This is a genomic window from bacterium (genome assembly GCA_023150945.1).
Lineage (GTDB): Bacteria > Zhuqueibacterota > Zhuqueibacteria > Zhuqueibacterales > Zhuqueibacteraceae > Coneutiohabitans.
On the sequence record JAKLJX010000004.1, the window covers coordinates 188788 to 205612 of the forward strand.

Sequence of the window (16825 nt, forward strand, 5' to 3'; positions counted from 1 at the left end):
CGTTACGCAGGGAGCTTGTGAATTTCCGGGTCTGTCACCGAGTAATTCTTGTTGGTCAAAAAGACAAGACCGCCTGGACGCCTCGTGACAAGCAAGAGCGAGTCTTGTGCGACTTGTGTATGCTGCGGGACCAAGCGCCTGGCCGTTTTCTTCGTTTCTTGACAGACTCGAATTCACATGATTCATCGGAACCACTCTCTGCTTTGCGGCCTGAGCGTAATCCGCCAGCTCAAATCTTCAGCATCACCGTGACCGTGGTTCCTTGTTGCGGATGAGACTGCAGCTCAAAGGAGCCCCGCAGTCGCTGCGCACGGCTCTTCATGGTGCTCAAGCCCTTGCCGGAAAAACGGCTGGGCACGGCCGCGGCTTGCAGGCCGGCGCCGTTGTCACTGATGCTGATCTTGAGGTAGCCCATTTTGTATTGCGCACGCACGGCCAGCTCGCTGCCGCCCGAGTGTTTTACCGCGTTGTTGATCGCCTCCTTCAACAGCAGCCAGAGGTTCTTGCGCTGTTCCGGCGCGAGATTCTTGTGAGGTAGCAGCGCCGCGTCCGGGACTTCGAAGCGTAACTGCATCTCCTGTGCCCGGCAGGCGGCGGCAGCAAAGTCGTGCACGCGCACCAGCAGATCATGAATCCTCTCCGGCCGGGGATCAATCGCCCAGATGATTTCGCGAATCGAGGTCACGGATTCCTGTGACAGCGTGATCATGCGCTCCAGCAATTCCGCGCCCGCCACGGTGCTGCGCCCTGCCGCCGCGTTTTGGTCCTGCACGATTTTCCCAAACATGGCAATGCTGCTGAGGTTGCTGGCGATCTCATCGTGCAGATCCGCTGCCAGGCGCGTGCGCAAGCGCTCAATCTCCAGCAGCCGGTTGACGCGATAGCGGTAGGCCGCCCACACCAGCAGCAAAAGGACGGCCGCTGCCAGGCCGCGAAACCACCACGTCTTCCAAACCGGCGGGATGATCTTGATGCGCACCATGGCGCCCTCCTGATTCCACACGCCGTCGCTGTTCGAAGCTTTCACGCGAAAAGTGTATTCACCGGGATCGACGTTGGTGTAGCTGGCATAACGCCGCGTGCCGCAATACATCCAGTCCGCGTCAAAGCCTTCGAGTTTGTAGGCGTACTGGATCTCCTCCGGCTGGGTGTAATCCAGCGCTACGAATTCGAAGGAGAAGAAATTGAGGCGGTAGGAGAGAATGACGTAGGGCGTGTCAGCCGAGTGACGTGGCCGCCAGGCGGACTTGCCGGTGCGCGGCAGCGGCTGGTCAAAGGCTTTGAAGCTGGTCAACAGCACCGGCGGCAGATACTTGTTTTCCCCCAGACTGTCGGGATGGAAGGCAATCACGCCGCCCTCACCGCCAAAGTAGAGGCGGCCGTCATCGCCGCGGCAGTAGGCGCCGGAAAGCAGCACATTACTGATCAAACCGTCGTTGACGGTAAAATTGCGGAAGGCGTTGCTGCGCTGATCGAAGCGCGACAGGCCCTTGTCCGTACTCAACCAGAGATGGCCGCGGCCATCGTCCAGAATGCCCTTGACGAAATTGTCCGGCAGGCCTTCGCGGTCGGTGTAATGCACGAAGCGTCTGGTGCGCGGGTCATAGCGATTCAAACCGCCGCCGAACGTGCCAATCCAAAGGGCGCCGCTGCTGTCGACGTGGAGGGAATAGACCGCGCCGTGGCTCAGGCCGTCGAGGTCTTTCGGCGCCACTGGAAACGTGGTGAAGGTTTGCGTGTGCTGGTTGAAATGCAGCAGGCCGTCGCCGAAGCTGCCGAGCCAGAGATCGCCGGCGGCATCTTCCGCAATTGCCCAAATATTGTTCTTGCCGACCGTGTGGAACGGCACCGAGGTGCGGTCTGCAATGAAGTAGGTGAAGCTTTTGGCCCCGGTTTCCAGCCGCCACAGGCCGCTGCCCTGCGTGCCCACCCACAGCGTGCCCGCACGGTCGACATGCAGCGCCTTGGCTTGATGGTGCTCAGCGTCTATGGGATCGCCCGGCTGGTGGGCATAACGCTCGAATTGGTCGCGCGCGGCGAGGTAGCGGTCCACGCCCGCAGCCGTGCCGACCCACATCTCGCCCTGCTGGTCTTCAGTGAGACTGAGAATGCTGTTGTGGCTGAGGCTGTGACGATCGGCGGGCCGATGGCGATACTGTTTGACCAGTTTGCCCCGGCCATCGAACTGCAGCAGACCGCTGTTGTCGCCGCCTGCCCAAATTCTGCCGTGCCGGTCGTACAGCACCGCAAAAATGCCCTCGTTGAATTTGAAACGCGAAAACAGATCCTGGCGCCGCACGTAGCGACTGATGCCGGCGCGATAATGGCCCAGCCACATGACGCCCGAACGATCTTCGTGAATCGCCTGCACGCGGTTGTTCAACAGCGAGTGCGGATCATCATTCTGATGGACATACTGATAGAAGCGGCCGCTCTGCTCGTCATGGCGCCACAGGCCGTAATGAAACGTACCGAGCCAGAGCGTGCCGCGGCTGTCTTCATAGATGTCGAAGATTACGTCCTTTTCGCTGTGATGAGGATTTCCGGCATCGTAAGGCACCTGCGTGATTTTGCCGCTGTCGCGATCATAGCGGCTCAGGCCGTTGCCGGTGCCGATCCACAACACGCCGTGACGATCTTCCTGCAGGCAGGTGACGAAATCATCGCTCAGGCTGGCGGGATTGCCGCGGTCACTGCGAAAAGCAGTAAACCGATTCCGGCTGCGATCAAATCGATTGAGGCCGCCGCGGCCGGTTCCCACCCACAGGACGCCGGTCTGATCTTCAAACAATGCAGAAACCGAATTGTCGGCAAGTGCGCCGCTGTCGGCAGGATTGGGATGGTACTCCTGCATCACGTCGTTTTGCCAATTATATCGATAGAGGCCCTCGGCGCCGCCGAGCCACAAATCGCCGTGGCTATCATCCCACACCACAAACACATTCTTGCCGGCCAACGCCCGCGTGGTGGCGGAATGCCGGGTGAAGGGCTCGAAACCGTCGCCGACCGGATCATACCGCCACAGCGAAGATCCGGCCACCACCCAAAAATTGCCGTTGCGATCAACATGCAGACGAACGACGTAAGCGCTGGGGAGACTGTTGCTGTCGGAGGGATTGGCCTTGTAGACCTGGAATTGGTAGCCATCAAATCGATTCAAGCCGTCTTCGGTGGCGAACCAAAGAAAACCCTGGGCATCCTGCGCGATGTCATTGATGGAAAAATTGGAAAGGCCCTGTTCCACCGTGACGTGCTCGAAGCGAATGTCGGGCGGCTGGGCAAACAAGGGCAAGGAGAGGGGCAGCCAGACCAGCAGGCACCTGCGGATGAAGCGATGTTTCGAACGCTTGCACACGCCGCAGGGTAGAGATATTTTTGGAGAAGTGCAAGAGGCAGCATATACCGCCTGATAAGCCTCATTCGAGTCTCTCCGGAAATCAAGAAACCGCCCGGACGCTTGGCCTCGAAGCGTGCACAGGTCGAATGACACTCGCCCCCATTCAAGACGAAGCGCCCGGGCGGTGGTGTTTTGGGACGGACACTGTATTTCTGGGGAAACGCTGCAACCTCTGCGTCGTCAAGCTGCGATCATGTTCTACAACACGAGCCACGCAAAACTCAGGTGAGAACGATGCCGAAGCGGTCCCACAGCGCCGCTTGGTAATCCTCCTCGCTGTGCAGGATTGTCTCCCGGCGCTCGCCGTGATGGGTGATGATCAGCTTCCGCTCGCTCAAGGTCAATCGGCCGCTCGCGGTGGCACGTGTGCAGATGCGCTTCTGGGTGAAATGGGATGCGGGTGAAGTTTGATGATAATGGCACATGCCGGCGAAATCAGCCAGGGTGTGGGGCGTAAGAGTGAAAAGATATTGTGGCTGCCAATCACCCTCACGAGTGCGTGCCTGCAACGTCCACTGCTCAGCGCTGCGCAGCAGCCGGAATGCGCCGGCATTTTGAACTTGCTCGATCTCATCCTGCAGTCGTAACGGCTCGACGAAGGAATCCCCAAAGCCGACGTCCGCCAGCCAGGGTTCCTCCAATTTCACCAGCAGCGCGAGATGATCGAACGCCGGGCCGGGCTGGCCCCCATCCATCACGCGGGCGGAGAGCAATTCCACTTCGAAACCGAGAGCCGACAGCAACAGCGCAAACAGGCCGTTCAATTCATAACAAAAGCCGCCGCGCCGCTGCCGCACGATTTTCTCGAACAGCGCCGCCGCCTCCAGGCGGATGGGCCGGCCCAGAGGGATGTCAAGATTCTCGAAGGGCACGGCCAGCAGGTGGGCACGATGCAGGCTGCGCAAAGTAGCGACAGTGGGCACGCGTGAACCGCGGTATTCCAGCCGGCGGAGATAGGCATTCGCCTCCATGAAACGTTGTCTCCTCACGAATTTTCCATTGCGACCATTGGTTCTCGGCGCGCCCGTGGTTCACGCGGACACCACTTGAGAACCTCTCCCTCCTGGAGAGGTTCTCAAGTTTCCGTCATTTCATCAACGTCATCTTCTTCGTCACTGCAAAAGATTGGCCTTCACGGCCGGCTGCCTGCAGGCGGTAGAAATAGACTCCGCTCGCCACCATGCGACCGATCTGATCGCGGCCCTGCCATTTGACACGGTGTTCGCCCGCGCTGCGCACACCCTGTTCAAGCTTCGCCACCAAACGGCCGGCAAGATCAAACACGGCCAGCGTGACGCGGCCCTCGAACGGCAGTTGGTAGCGAATCGTGGTTTCGGGGTTGAAGGGATTGGGAAAATTCTGATCCAGCACAAACCCCCCCGGCAACGTGGCGGGATGATCTTCCACCTTGGTCGGCCGGGAGCCGATGGCGAACCAAAGGGGCAGCACACCACCGTTGACGTGGAATTCCGAAGGGCCGGCCGCGCCCATGCGATTGCCCGCCAGCGGCACTTGGCGCAGCGCAGCCGCACCATTTTCAATGCGTTGATACACCAATCGTTCATCGCTGGTGGAGAAACGCGGGTAGCCGATGGAATTGCCGTTGTCCTCGATCATCACGACTTCGCCGGTGAAAAGATTCGCCACCATGATCTTGTCCGAACTGGTGTTGTAGTCGAGCAAGTCAAAAACGATGTAACCGTCGTTGTTCTGCGCAAAGGAGGGGTTTGCGAAACTGATGCCGTCCGGTTGCGGCGGAAACAGGCGTACCGTCACCACATTGGCGACATCCAGCAAGTTCACTTCCCAATATTCCCGTGCCTTGCCGCCGCTCTGCGGCACGCTGTTGAACGCGTCATAAACCAGATACTGGCCGTCCGAACTCCAATCCAAAGCATCGGCCATCACGGTTGTGTTCATTTGGTCGCCCTGGCCGGTGGAAGGCGTGCGCAGGCGCAGGCCAAAGCTGGCCGCCGGATTGACCAGATCGAAAATGTAGATTGTGGTGTCAATCTCCACGCGCGTGGCCGCGAGTTTCGTCCCCTGCGGTGAGACCGCGACGGAGCGCCAACCGGGCAGGTTGGTGATCACTTCTTCGCCCAAGCCGTCGCTGCGAATGACGCGAATGTTGGTTTCTTTGTCCACAAAATAAAGCAACGCGCCATTGTCCGAGGCCGTGACCGGATTGGCGGTGTTGAGGTAGACTTGGGTGGCCGTCAACTGAACGATATCCTGCTGCGATTGCACCTCCGGCCGCACCAGAAACAAACTGGTGTTCGCCGCATCCGCGTTCACCGTGGCGATCCATTGTTCGCCCTGCACCGCCGGCAAGTCCTGCGGTGGTTTGGCGCCGGTGCCATCGAAAATGCCGACGGCATCGAAGGCGGACTTGACCGCATTCACATCCGCAGACTGGCTGCCATACAAGTCCGTGGCCGCCTGCACCGCCGCCAACCGCATGTCGACGAAATTGGATTGCGCGTTGAGATAGCGCGCCTCCATCACGCGATAGTAGATCTTCTCGGTGCGCTCATGGCCCAGGGCATTGGTGATCAGGTACGCCGCGCGGTTGGGAATGCCGCTGTTCACGTGCACGCCGCCGTTGTCGCTGTCGATGTTGAGATTGACGAATTCATTCATGTGCGCCGGCTGCCAGCCCCGGTCGCCGTAGCGGCTGCCGCCGTTGTGCGGATCCGACAGGTCACGCAGCGCGCCGGAAGGATATTCGCCCGGCTTGACGATGTCTTCCCCCATGCGCCAGTCCTCGCGATCCACCATCATGCCGAAGACATCGGCCAGCGATTCATCCAGCGCGCCGGATTGAAACTTGTACTCGAGTTTGACCGTGTGGCTCACCACGCCGTGCGTCATCTCATGGCCCGCCACATCCAGCGCCCCGGCCAGCGGTTTGAATCTGACGTTACCGTCGCCATAGGACATGGCCGCGCCGTTCCACGAAGCATTGTCCAGCGGCTGGCCGTTCAGCGTGCGGTGAATGATGGAAATCATGGAGCTGCCCTGGCCGTCGATGGCAAGGCGGCCGTGGGTGTTGTAGTAGTAGGAGAAAACCGTGCCCATGATGCTGTGCGCCGAGACCGCCACGGCATCCGGCCAGGTGTTGTCATTGGAAACCACGTGAAACAACGTTGCCTGCGGATTGAGATCCTTATTGCGCAGATCCAGCGTCACCAGGGCGCCCTTGGGATCATTGATCAGATCCGGCTGGTGTTGCTGCCAAACCGGCCGGGAGGCATCGACCATGATGTAAGCATTGCCGACTTGATAGCTGTGCACGGTTTGCGTTTTTCCGTTCAAATCCGTTGCGGCAGCAGTGCGCGGGCCGTCAAAGCGCGTGTTGTTGTAGCATTCCAGAATCGCGCCGGAGGCCGCGTCGATGAAGTAATACCAATCGTCCTGCAGGTCCGGGCGGATTTCGACGTGCCAGATCAAACGCGGCTGCTGGCTGGCGGGACCGGTCCAGATGTATTGCGCGGCTTGCGGCCCGTCATAGTTCAGCATCTTCTTTTCGCTCGCCGACAGCGCGGTGGTTTCGGTGCGCTGCGCCAAGTGTTGCTGCGCAATTGCGAGAGCTTGCGCGGCAGTGAGCGGCGCCGCCGGCAGCGTCAAGTTCGCGGGCGTTGGAGCATAGCGGGCATTGATGGCATACAACCGGCCGTCGGCTTCCACGTGGGCCACCAGGTCCTTGCCCCATACCGGCACGCCTTGCAACGTCTGGGTGAAGCGCACATGCTGTTTGCCGAGACGATCGACGTGTTCCTCGGCAATTTGCAATTCTTCTTCCGGATTCTCCAGCCGGAACAAGGCGCGATGATCTGCGATGAAGGTTTTGGCGATGTGCGCCGCCCGCGCCGCTGCCGTGGTTTTGCTGAGAATTCTCTGCTGTGCTGCGGCTGAAACAGAAATGAAGGTGGGCGTGCCGTTGTCCTCATCCCAACGAATCTCCAAGCCCAGGCGTTCGGCTTCGGCCGCAGCCGGATTTGCGGCGGCCCGCCGGCTCAAATCAAACCTTTGGCTTGCGGCCAAAGTGTTCATTCCCGGCTGCCGGCTGGTGCTTGCGACACTCGCCACCTGTTGCATTTTTGCTGCGAGCGTGACGATGGCTTGCGGGGCCAGCGGCGCAGCAGCACGCGGTTGTTCCGCAACCGCAACGCGGCCTTTGTTGCGAATGTTCTGAAGAGAGAGGGTAGGCTGCGTCCAGGCCGGCGCGGACAGGCTCGCCAGCGCCAACAGGGCAGCCAGGTGAATGGTGACTCTGCGATACATGTATTCCTCCAACGTCATTCCGCCAGAGACCCGGTGCAGACTCGGATACAGGGCCACGCGCTGCACAAGTGCCCTGGCGGATAACCGTGCAAAGATGAACAGATTCTGCCGGCGGTCGTGCACGAGCGGTCACACGACAACCTCGTGAACTTAGAACGTGGTGCCGATGCGCACTGGCAAATAGGAAAACGCCTCGTCGGAAAAGACGCGGGTGTAGCGCACTTCGAAATAGGCATTCCATTTGGCGCCGAATTTGTGCTGCAGGCCAATGCCGCCGAGCGCCATGAAATTGCTTTCACTCACGGCCTCGCTCTCCAAATCGCCGGCAGGCGTGGTGACTTCGAGTTTTGCAATCGAAGACGCGGAAAGACCGGCGCCGGCGAGCAGATAGAAACTGGTGTTGGCATCCACGGACTTGGGGTAATATTTGCCGACACCCAACACTTCCACGACGCTCAGATCACCGCCTTTGATCTTGATCGCGTCATTGTCCTCCATTTCGATCAGATCGAGCAACCCCTTACGATCCAGACCGAAAGAGCTGTAGCCCAATTCCGCGCCCACTGCCAGTTTCGGCGAAACACGCACGTCCAGTCCGAGACTGCCATTGGGGCCCGAGCTGTACAGATCCCGGAACTCCTGATTCGTCAACGGCGCGCTCGCACCGCCACTGAGGTGAAAAGCGAGCTTCTTTTCCTGCGCCAGCGCCAGCGAGCCGGCCTGCAGCGCAAACAACATGACCAAGACTGCGAGGGACTTCTTCATATGATCTCCTTTGGGTTAATGGATGGATTGACGTGTTGATCGGGCCGCGTTGTGTTGTGCTGCTGCGATACGATTTGGGCGCAGCAGAGTTGGTAGAACGAACGGACTATTTTGCAGCGCGGGCGCAACCGTGCCCAAAACGGTGAGCGCGAACAGATTCCTCAGCGCCAGCCGCAGCGCAAATGCAGGCGCGGGATCATGGCCAGCGCCCGCAGTCCCAAGCGCGGCGGCAGGCCGGCGGGCGGTTCGGTCGGCTGCGCGGTAACGTGCGGCACGGCAGGAGCAGCGCGTCTTGCCGTTGCAGCCAGGGCTTTGCCGCAATTGCCGCAATAGCGATACTCGCCGCCGAAGGTGAAGCCGCAGTGCGGACAGGAGGTGATCGCCACAACTGCCTCGCCCGGGTCGAGTGCGGCGGTGGACATGTTGGCCGTAGCCGGATCCCGGTCCGGCGGAGAGCTGGCGTTCCTTGCGATACGGTGAATTTGCATGAATCAATCCGTTCGGCTATAGAGCAGATGAACTAATCTGATGCACTGTTACCGTTGCCGTGCGACAAACACAAAGGGCGACGATTTTCACCGCCGCCCTTCGCTTTGGAGGAACAAGATGCAGCAACTCTCAGCGGCGATAAAACGCCGAGGCGTCGCCTTCAGCGTATCTGAGCCACAGCGCTTCGAGGCCATAGGCGTCGGTTCCGAGTTCCCAAAAGATATGCTCCTCGGCCAGCTCCGCCGGCTTGTCATAGTTGAAGCGCGGCACACAATTATCCTGACTCTTCACCCGGCCATAGGTCGGATACAGCGAGATCTTGTTGCCGTCCACCGCCACCGTGCCCTTGTTGTAGACAAACAGCGTCGTGGTGCAGCCATAGAGAGAAGTTTGCAGCAGGCCGCTTTTCTCGTAGTAGCCGTCCGCGGTAAGGCTATAGGTGATGCCGGTGCCGGAGGGCGGAGACCACTGGCCGGTGGTGGGGTTGTAGTAATTCACTGTCGAAATCGTACCGGTGTACCACGAGCCTACCAATTCCGCCGGCACCGCGGTGCGCGGCGTATCGTGATTGCCGTGGCCAGGATTGTCATCGGCGCTCGTGGGATTCTTGCGACAGCCGCCCACTGCCAGCATGATCGACAGCAGACCAGCCAGCACTCCCATCCGAGAACAGCGAAACTGCACAACAAACGTCTTCATGTACTCACCTCTTCAGTTGTGAATCGGCGCGCAGTCTGCCAGACTGCAAGCGAACCAAGAACCAAGTTGGAAAAGACTTCGAAATCGCGCTAGTCTTTTCAGAGCAGAACAATGTACCTGTGGGATGATAATTCGTAGAGCCGGCGCGCTGCTGCTTCCTGCAGCAGCGTCAGTGGCTCGTTCGTCGTTCATGGCTTCTGATACGGACTGTTGCCGCAGCGGTTGGTAGATCAAATGATCTATTTTGACGGGTTACCGCAAAACAGGGAGGGCAAAACAAAAAGGGGCGACGATTCGCATCGTCGCCCCGGCTGCGCTCATCCAGGGAGCATGGTGATTTTTGTGTGCGAGAAGAATCGACGTCGGGCCCGTCGTCCCGCGCCTTATCGCAACGAAACCTCGGCTTCCGGATAGCGGTCCACATCGTTTTTCACCGGTTGGACCGTGCGCAGGTAGGTGTAGATCGCGTTCAAGTCCGCTGCGGTCATGCCGGCGTAGAACGTCCACGGCATGGGCGTGTTGGCCTGGCCGGCGGGGACTTCGATGCGCTGGCTGGTGGAATCCGCGTATTCCTTGAAGCGCCGCACGAAATATTCGCGATCCCACGCACCGATGCCGGAATCAAACTCCGGGGTGATGTTGGCCGAACGTACCACGCCTCCGCCCGGCATTTTGAATTCCTGGCCGCCGGCGAAATCCATTTCCGGCAGCGGCTGGCCCTTGTCATTCATTGGCGTGTGGCAAAACTGGCAAGCGGCAATCGTGTTGAGGTATTTGCCGTACGCCAGAGTATCGGACGCAGCGGGCCGCGGCTGCGGCACATAAGGCTTGGGCATGGTGCGCACAATCAAATTCATCGGGAAGCTGAGTTGCGACCGCGGCACCTCGTTTACGATCGGCGGCAGCGTGCGCAGATAGGCTACGATCGCGTGGGCATCCTCTTCGGCGAGTTGATTGTACAGCGGGTAAGGCATCATCGGAAACAGCGGGTCGCCGTTTTTGTTCACCCCCGCGGTGATGGCATGCAGAATCTCACCGTCGCTCCAGTTCTCCAATGCCGCCGGCGTGATGTTGGGAACCGTGATCTTACCGACCCCTTCTTCCATCTCGGAACCGCCTTGGCCTTCGCTGCCGGGCGTGATCGGCCCGCTGTAGTAGCGAAAATCGCGGGTAGAATGGCAATCCAAACACACGGTCACGTGTTTGGCAAGATATTCACCGCGCGCCAGCGTTGCGGGCGTCACGGCCATTTTGAGATCCGGCGTGTCGCCGGCATTCGGCAAAGCGACAAACAAATATGCCAGACCCGCACCGGCAGCCACCAGCAATGCCAGCACCAGGCCGCCGGCAATTTTGACCAGCTTGTTCATGAGACATTGTTCCTTTCTGAGGGTTATTGACTTGGCTGTTGCAGCGGGGCTGATGTACGAAGCCGCCTCGGAGCGGTTGCAAACAGCGCTCAAAATAGAACAAATGAACTATGCGGAGATCGAACCGGAGGGCAGCAGCGAACGGTCACGCATGCGTTTTGCGCTGCGTGCGTGCGAGGGGAGGGATGCTGTGAAGATTTGGGCACAGTGCACAGTGTTTCACAAGGCTCGCCTGATGGGCATCGCGAAAAAACACTGTCACAAACTGAGAGGACCGACCACTAAGTTTCCGTTGCCTCCTTCTTCTTTGGTCTGACAAAGACTCTGACATTGCGTTGCAGGCGCAGCTCGCGATAGCGTTCCTGAGTGATTTCCACTTGCACGGGATCGCCCGCTTCCGTCACCAGTTCGACTTTCACTTGCGGACCTGCCGCATGAATGTGACGCACGATGGCGGAAAAATGGTTTTGGTGGCTGGGCTTCTCTTCGATCTCCAGCAAGTGCGGACGGATGTAGACTGTTGCAGTGTCTGCATCGCGCTCGGCGCCCTCCGGCAGTTCCATCGCCATTTCGCCGATGTAGATGCGGTCTGCTTCGATGCGGCCGCGAAAGAGATTGACATTGCCGAGAAAATTGTAGACGAAAGGGGAGGCGGGATGATGGTACACCTCTTCCGGCGTGCCGATTTGCTCGATGCGGCCGGCATTCATCACCACCACGCGATCGGCAACCTCCAGCGCTTCCTCTTGATCGTGTGTCACGAACACGCTGGTGATGTGAATGTCATCATGCAGCCGCCGCAACCAGCGCCGCAATTCCTGGCGAACTTTGGCGTCGAGCGCGCCGAAAGGCTCGTCGAGCAACAGCACGCGCGGCTCCACGGCCAGGGCGCGCGCGAGCGCCACCCGCTGGCGCTGGCCGCCGGAGAGCTGCGTGGGATAGCGGCTGGCCAGCTCTTCCAGCTTCACCAGGCGCAGCAGCTTCAGCACACTCGCGCGGATCGCCGCGTTGGAGGGCCGGGTGGCGCGCGGCCGCACCCGCATCCCAAACGCGATGTTCTCGAACACCGTCATGTGGCGAAACAGCGCGTAGTGTTGAAACACGAAACCGACGCGCCGCGCCCGCACGCTTTGCTGCGTGGCGTCTTCGCCATCGAACGCAATTCTGCCCTGATCGGCAAACTCCAGGCCCGCGAGAATGCGCAACAGCGTGGTTTTGCCGCAGCCCGAAGGCCCGAGCAGCGCGAGCAGCTCGCCGGATTTCACCTCCAGACAGATGTCCTGCAGCGCCGCGAACGCGCCGAATTTCTTGCTGAGATGCTGAATGTCGATGTTCATGCGCTCTCCTCGGAGATGATCATTTTGGCTGCTGCCTGCATCTGCTGTTTGGTGCGCCATTCCACTGCGCTCTTCGCGGCCAGCGTCACCAGCGCCAACAGCGCCAGCAGCGAAGCCACGGCAAAGGCGGCCACCGAGTTGTATTCGTTGTAGAGAATCTCGACGTGCAGCGTCATGGTGTTGGTCAAACCGCGAATGTGGCCGGACACCACCGACACCGCGCCGAATTCGCCCATCGCGCGCGCGTTGCACAGAATCACGCCGTAAAGCAGGCCCCATTTGACGTTGGGGAGGGTAACCCGCCAAAACGTTTGCCAGCCGTTCGCGCCCAGAGAAAGCGCGGCTTCCTCTTCTTCCACACCCTGGGCCTGCATCAATGGAATCAACTCGCGCGCGACAAAGGGAAACGTGACAAATACCGTCGCCAGCACGATGCCGGGCACCGCAAAGATGATCTTGATATCGTGCGCATTCAGCCACGGTCCCAGCCAACCGTGCAATCCGAAAATCAAAACGTAAATCAAGCCGGAAACCACCGGCGAAACGGAAAACGGCAGGTCGATGAGGGTGATCAGAACGTTTTTGCCCTTGAACTCGAATTTGGCAATGGCCCAGGCCGCCGCCAGTCCGAACACCAGATTCAGCGGAACCGCAATGGCTGCGGTCAGCAAGGTCAGGCGAATGGCGGCCAGCGCATCCGGCTCGCGAATCGCCGCGAAATAGGCGCCCAGTCCTTTGTCCAGCGCCGAGAGAAAAACCACCAGCAGTGGCAAAACCACGAACAGCCCGAGAAAGCCCACCGCGACCGCGGTCAGCGCCCAGCGCATGAGGCGTGGCTCGGTTTTCACGTGCGCCGCAATGGCGCGGCTCCTGCGCCACACGGCTTCGACTAGGGGATTGGTCATGGCAGCTCCTCGCGGCAGACTCAATGGCGTTGGCGGCGGCTGCTCCACGCTTGCAAGCCGTTGATCAAAAGCAGCAGCGCGAATGAAATAACCAGCATGACCACGGCCAGCGCGGTGGCGCCGGCATAGTCATACTGCTCGAGCTTGGTGACGATGAGCAGGGGCGTGATCTCGGTGCGCATGGGCATGTTGCCGGCAATGAAGATCACCGAGCCGTATTCGCCCACTGCGCGCGCGAACGCCATCGCGAAACCGGTCAGCAACGCCGGCCAGATCGCCGGCAGGAGCACGCGCGTGAAAGTTTGCCAGCGATGCGCGCCGAGAATCGCGGCGGCTTCTTCCACTTCCGGCTCGATGTCTTCCAACACCGGTTGCACCGTGCGCACCACGAACGGCAGGCCGATGAAGGTCAGCACCACGACGATGCCCAGCGGCGCAAACGCCACTTTGATTCCCAGAGGTTCAAACCACTGTCCGAGCCAGCCCTTGCTGGCATAGAGAGCCGTGAAGGCGATGCCGGCCACGGCCGTGGGCAGGGCAAACGGCAAATCGACCAGCGCGTCGATCAAACGCTTGGCGGGGAATTGATAGCGCACGAGTACCCAGGCAACTATCAATCCGAAGAACGCGTTGAGTAGCGCCGCGGTGAAGGCCGCACCGAAACTGAGCTGGTAGGAGGCCAGCGCGCGTGGCGCCGTGACCGTCTGCCAAAACTGCGCCCAGCTCAGGCTGGTGGTCTTGAGAAAAGTGCCGGCCAGTGGAATCAAAACCAGCAGGCCGAGGTAGAGCAGCGTATAACCCAGCGCCAGTCCGAAACCCGGCAGCACGCTGCGTTGTTTGAGCGCAAGCGCCATGTGACTGTTCTCCTGGCTGAGGAGGTGCAACAACCTGATGGCTCACGCCACTGTCAATGCGAAGTCAGGACTTGGAGCTGGCTTCACGGCAGATAGATCTGGTCAAAGATGCCGCCATCGGCAAAATGGATTTTCTGCGCCTGCTGCCAGCCGCCGAAGACCTCAGCGATGGTGAAGAGATTGATTTTGGGAAATTGCGCTGCATACTTTGCCATCACCGCCTGCGAATGCGCGCGGTAGAAATGGCGGGCTGCGATCGCCTGGCCCTCTTCGGAATACAAGTACTCCAAATAAGCCTGCGCCACTGCGCGCGTTTTGCGTTTGTCAACGACCTTGTCGACCAGCGCCACCGTTGGTTCCGCCAAAATGCTGAGCGAGGGCACGACCATTTCAAACTTGCCCGGGCTCAGTTTTTGAATGAGCAGCAGTTCGTTTTCCCAATTGATCAACACGTCGCCGATGCCGCGTTCGACGAAAGTCGTGGTCGCGCCGCGCGCGCCGGAATCGAGCACCGGCACGTTCTTGAAGAGCTTGGCGATGAACTCCTGCGCCTTGGCGGCTTCGCCGTTGTTCTGGCGCAGCGCGTAGCCCCAGCCGGCGAGATAATTCCAGCGCGCCACGCCCGAGGTTTTGGGATTGGGCGTAATCACCGCGATGCCGGGCCGGATTAAATCATCCCAGTCTTTGATCTTCCTGGGATTGCCCTGGCGCACGAGAAATGCCAGCGTTGAAGTGTAGGGCGCGCTGTTGTGCGGCAGCCGCTTCTGCCAGTCGGGCGGCAGAAGCTTCGCTTGTTCCGCGATGGCATCGATGTCGTAAGCCAGCGCCAGCGTCACCACGTCGGCCTGCAAACCGTCGATGACGGCGCGCGCCTGCTTGCTTGAGCCACCATGGGATTGATTGATGGTGACGGTTTCGCCGGTCTTTTCCTTCCAGTATTTCGTAAAGGCGGCATTGTACTCCTGGTACAATTCCCGGGTGGGATCATAGGAGACATTGAGCAGCGTGACGGCCTTTTGACCGAATGCCGATTGCGCCAGCAGCAATGTCATCACGGCAGCGCCGGCCGCTTGGCAGATTGATCGGAATGTCATGAGTCCTCCTGAGAAGCATTGCATGAGAAGCAGTGTTGGCACCTGGGAAGATCCTGCAGCGGGCTCGAGCCAGCTGCGCTATTCAAGCATCAAGAGAAGTTGCGGCCAGCGCCATGACACAGTGGCATGGCCATCAAAAACCGACTTGCACACGGGAAAGCAGGGCCTTTTCGTCCGGCCGGTCACCGTTGGCAGCGCCGCCGGTGAAAGCTGTCTGCTCATAATTCAAAACCACTTTGACGTTGCGGTTCAAATACCAATTCAAACCCAAGGCCCAGGCCTTCGCCTGCTGCGCTGCACTTTGAGGATTGGCAAACACCGGAAAAGCGTCGGGGTCGACTTCCAGTACGTTGTAGCGCGCCACGATTTCAAAGCTGCCCAAGACTCCGTGAACGCGATCGAACGTCTTCAAAGGCGTCAGGCCCTTGTAGGCAGCCGCTTCACCGGTAAGCGAGTAGGAGGCGGCCAACTGCCAGGCGCGATGTTCGAGCTCGGCGGACAGGCTGCCGCGCGTGACCTGATGCCGCGCAATCACGTATTCTCCCAGAACGCCCAGGCGGCCCCAACTGTAGTAGCCTTGCGGCGAGAGCCGCTGAATTTCGCCGTTGGCAATGACGGTGCCAGCAGCTGTACCGTCGGCGCGATAGCGAAAGAGCGATTGCTGCGCGGGGGTGTTGTAGCTCGGCAGGTTGGGCGAGGCCGGCGTGCCTTGCTGCGTGCCCTTGGTCACAGCGAGGCCGAGGCCCAGTTGCCGCAGCGCTGGCCAATTGGTTTTGGTGAAAGGAGAGAGCCACAGGCGAGCGGCGAGGTCTTTGCTGTCGTAGCTATCGCTGTCGCCGCTGCCGCCATCGACGACGCCGTTGAAGACACCGGCCATGTAGTTCACCACGCCGCCGGCCAAATCACCGTGCAATTGCACGCCGAGATCGCGATTGGGCACGAGGTTGTTGGGCAGGCCGCGTTCGATGAACAGCAGGTTGGTGGGGGATTGCAGACGTTCGAGGCCAAAGGGCGTTTTGAATTTACCGGCTTTGAATTTGAGCTGCGGCCACAGCCGCGCATCGAGGAAGAAATCCTGCAGCACCAGCCGGCTGCCGGCAAAATCGGGCATGAATTTGAAGTCGAAGATCTTGTTGAGCGTGCCTTCGAGCAGGAAGCGCATGCGGCGGTTGACGAGGGTGTTGGGGTTGGCTGCCGCGGCATCATCGAGGAAAAAGCGTCCATCGAGTTGGCTGTGCGCGCGCAGCCGCAGCAGAAACGCGGAGTCAGCGGACTTCAGGGAGAAACCGTCCTTGCCCGCAATCAGCACCGGTGCGGCTTTGGCTTGCGCGGCAGCTTCTTCCCGGGCGAGTTCCCATTTGCGCTCCAGGATGCGTTGCTTTTGATCCAGCTCTTGCCAGCGTTGCTGCCAGGCCGAATCGGGAGGGGTGAGGGATTGTCCGCGCAGCGGGACAGCACTGCCGGCCAGGGCCGCGAGCAGCAGTCCGCTCAGGCACACAAACAGGCGATTTTTCATCTCGTGTCTCCGGTTGCAGGGAGACTTCCGGTGGCCCGGTCAGTTCGCCAATCGAGGGGCATTGGGAATTGTAACTGCCGGCCGAGTTGCCTCCAGCCTTCTGGTCGGCGCGCCG

The 16825-nt window shown here is 60.0% G+C and carries 12 protein-coding genes; all 12 read right to left on the reverse strand.

The window, feature by feature from the left end; all coding sequences use genetic code 11:
- Window positions 1-229: 229 nt before the first annotated feature.
- Window positions 230-3292, reverse strand: a complete 3063-nt coding sequence (locus L6R21_07525) for an ATP-binding protein (GenBank protein MCK6559036.1) — start codon at window positions 3290-3292, stop codon at window positions 230-232.
- A 326-nt stretch (window positions 3293-3618) separates the two neighbouring features.
- Entirely contained in the window at window positions 3619-4368 is a 750-nt protein-coding gene (locus tag L6R21_07530) for an arylamine N-acetyltransferase (protein ID MCK6559037.1), read from the reverse strand.
- A gap of 115 nt (window positions 4369-4483) precedes the next feature.
- A complete protein-coding gene (locus L6R21_07535; protein MCK6559038.1) occupies window positions 4484-7681 on the reverse strand; it encodes a M4 family metallopeptidase in 3198 nt (1065 codons plus the stop codon).
- Between the two features lie 150 nt (window positions 7682-7831).
- Complete coding sequence (locus tag L6R21_07540) at window positions 7832-8446, reverse strand: PorT family protein (protein ID MCK6559039.1); 615 nt, start codon at window positions 8444-8446, stop codon at window positions 7832-7834.
- Between the two features lie 161 nt (window positions 8447-8607).
- On the reverse strand, window positions 8608-8934 hold the full coding sequence (locus L6R21_07545; GenBank protein ID MCK6559040.1) for a hypothetical protein: 327 nt from the start codon (window positions 8932-8934) through the stop codon (window positions 8608-8610).
- Between the two features lie 130 nt (window positions 8935-9064).
- The gene (locus L6R21_07550; GenBank protein ID MCK6559041.1) at window positions 9065-9634 is read right to left on the reverse strand and encodes a hypothetical protein; all 570 of its coding nucleotides are present in this window, start codon (window positions 9632-9634) and stop codon (window positions 9065-9067) included.
- A 383-nt stretch (window positions 9635-10017) separates the two neighbouring features.
- Complete coding sequence (locus tag L6R21_07555) at window positions 10018-11004, reverse strand: cytochrome C (protein ID MCK6559042.1); 987 nt, start codon at window positions 11002-11004, stop codon at window positions 10018-10020.
- A 281-nt stretch (window positions 11005-11285) separates the two neighbouring features.
- A complete protein-coding gene (locus tag L6R21_07560) occupies window positions 11286-12341 on the reverse strand; it encodes a sulfate/molybdate ABC transporter ATP-binding protein (GenBank protein MCK6559043.1) in 1056 nt (351 codons plus the stop codon).
- Window positions 12338-13168 (reverse strand): sulfate ABC transporter permease subunit CysW, encoded by an 831-nt coding sequence (cysW, locus tag L6R21_07565; GenBank protein ID MCK6559044.1) that lies wholly within the window; start codon window positions 13166-13168, stop codon window positions 12338-12340. Before cysW ends, L6R21_07560 begins: the two co-directional genes overlap by 4 nt.
- Before the next feature lie 98 nt (window positions 13169-13266).
- On the reverse strand, window positions 13267-14100 hold the full coding sequence (cysT, locus tag L6R21_07570; GenBank protein MCK6559045.1) for a sulfate ABC transporter permease subunit CysT: 834 nt from the start codon (window positions 14098-14100) through the stop codon (window positions 13267-13269).
- Between the two features lie 83 nt (window positions 14101-14183).
- Window positions 14184-15152, reverse strand: coding sequence for a sulfate ABC transporter substrate-binding protein (locus L6R21_07575; protein MCK6559046.1), 969 nt, complete (start codon window positions 15150-15152; stop codon window positions 14184-14186).
- Window positions 15153-15327: 175 nt separating this feature from the next.
- Window positions 15328-16710, reverse strand: a complete 1383-nt coding sequence (locus tag L6R21_07580; GenBank protein ID MCK6559047.1) for an OprO/OprP family phosphate-selective porin — start codon at window positions 16708-16710, stop codon at window positions 15328-15330.
- Window positions 16711-16825: the final 115 nt, after the last annotated feature.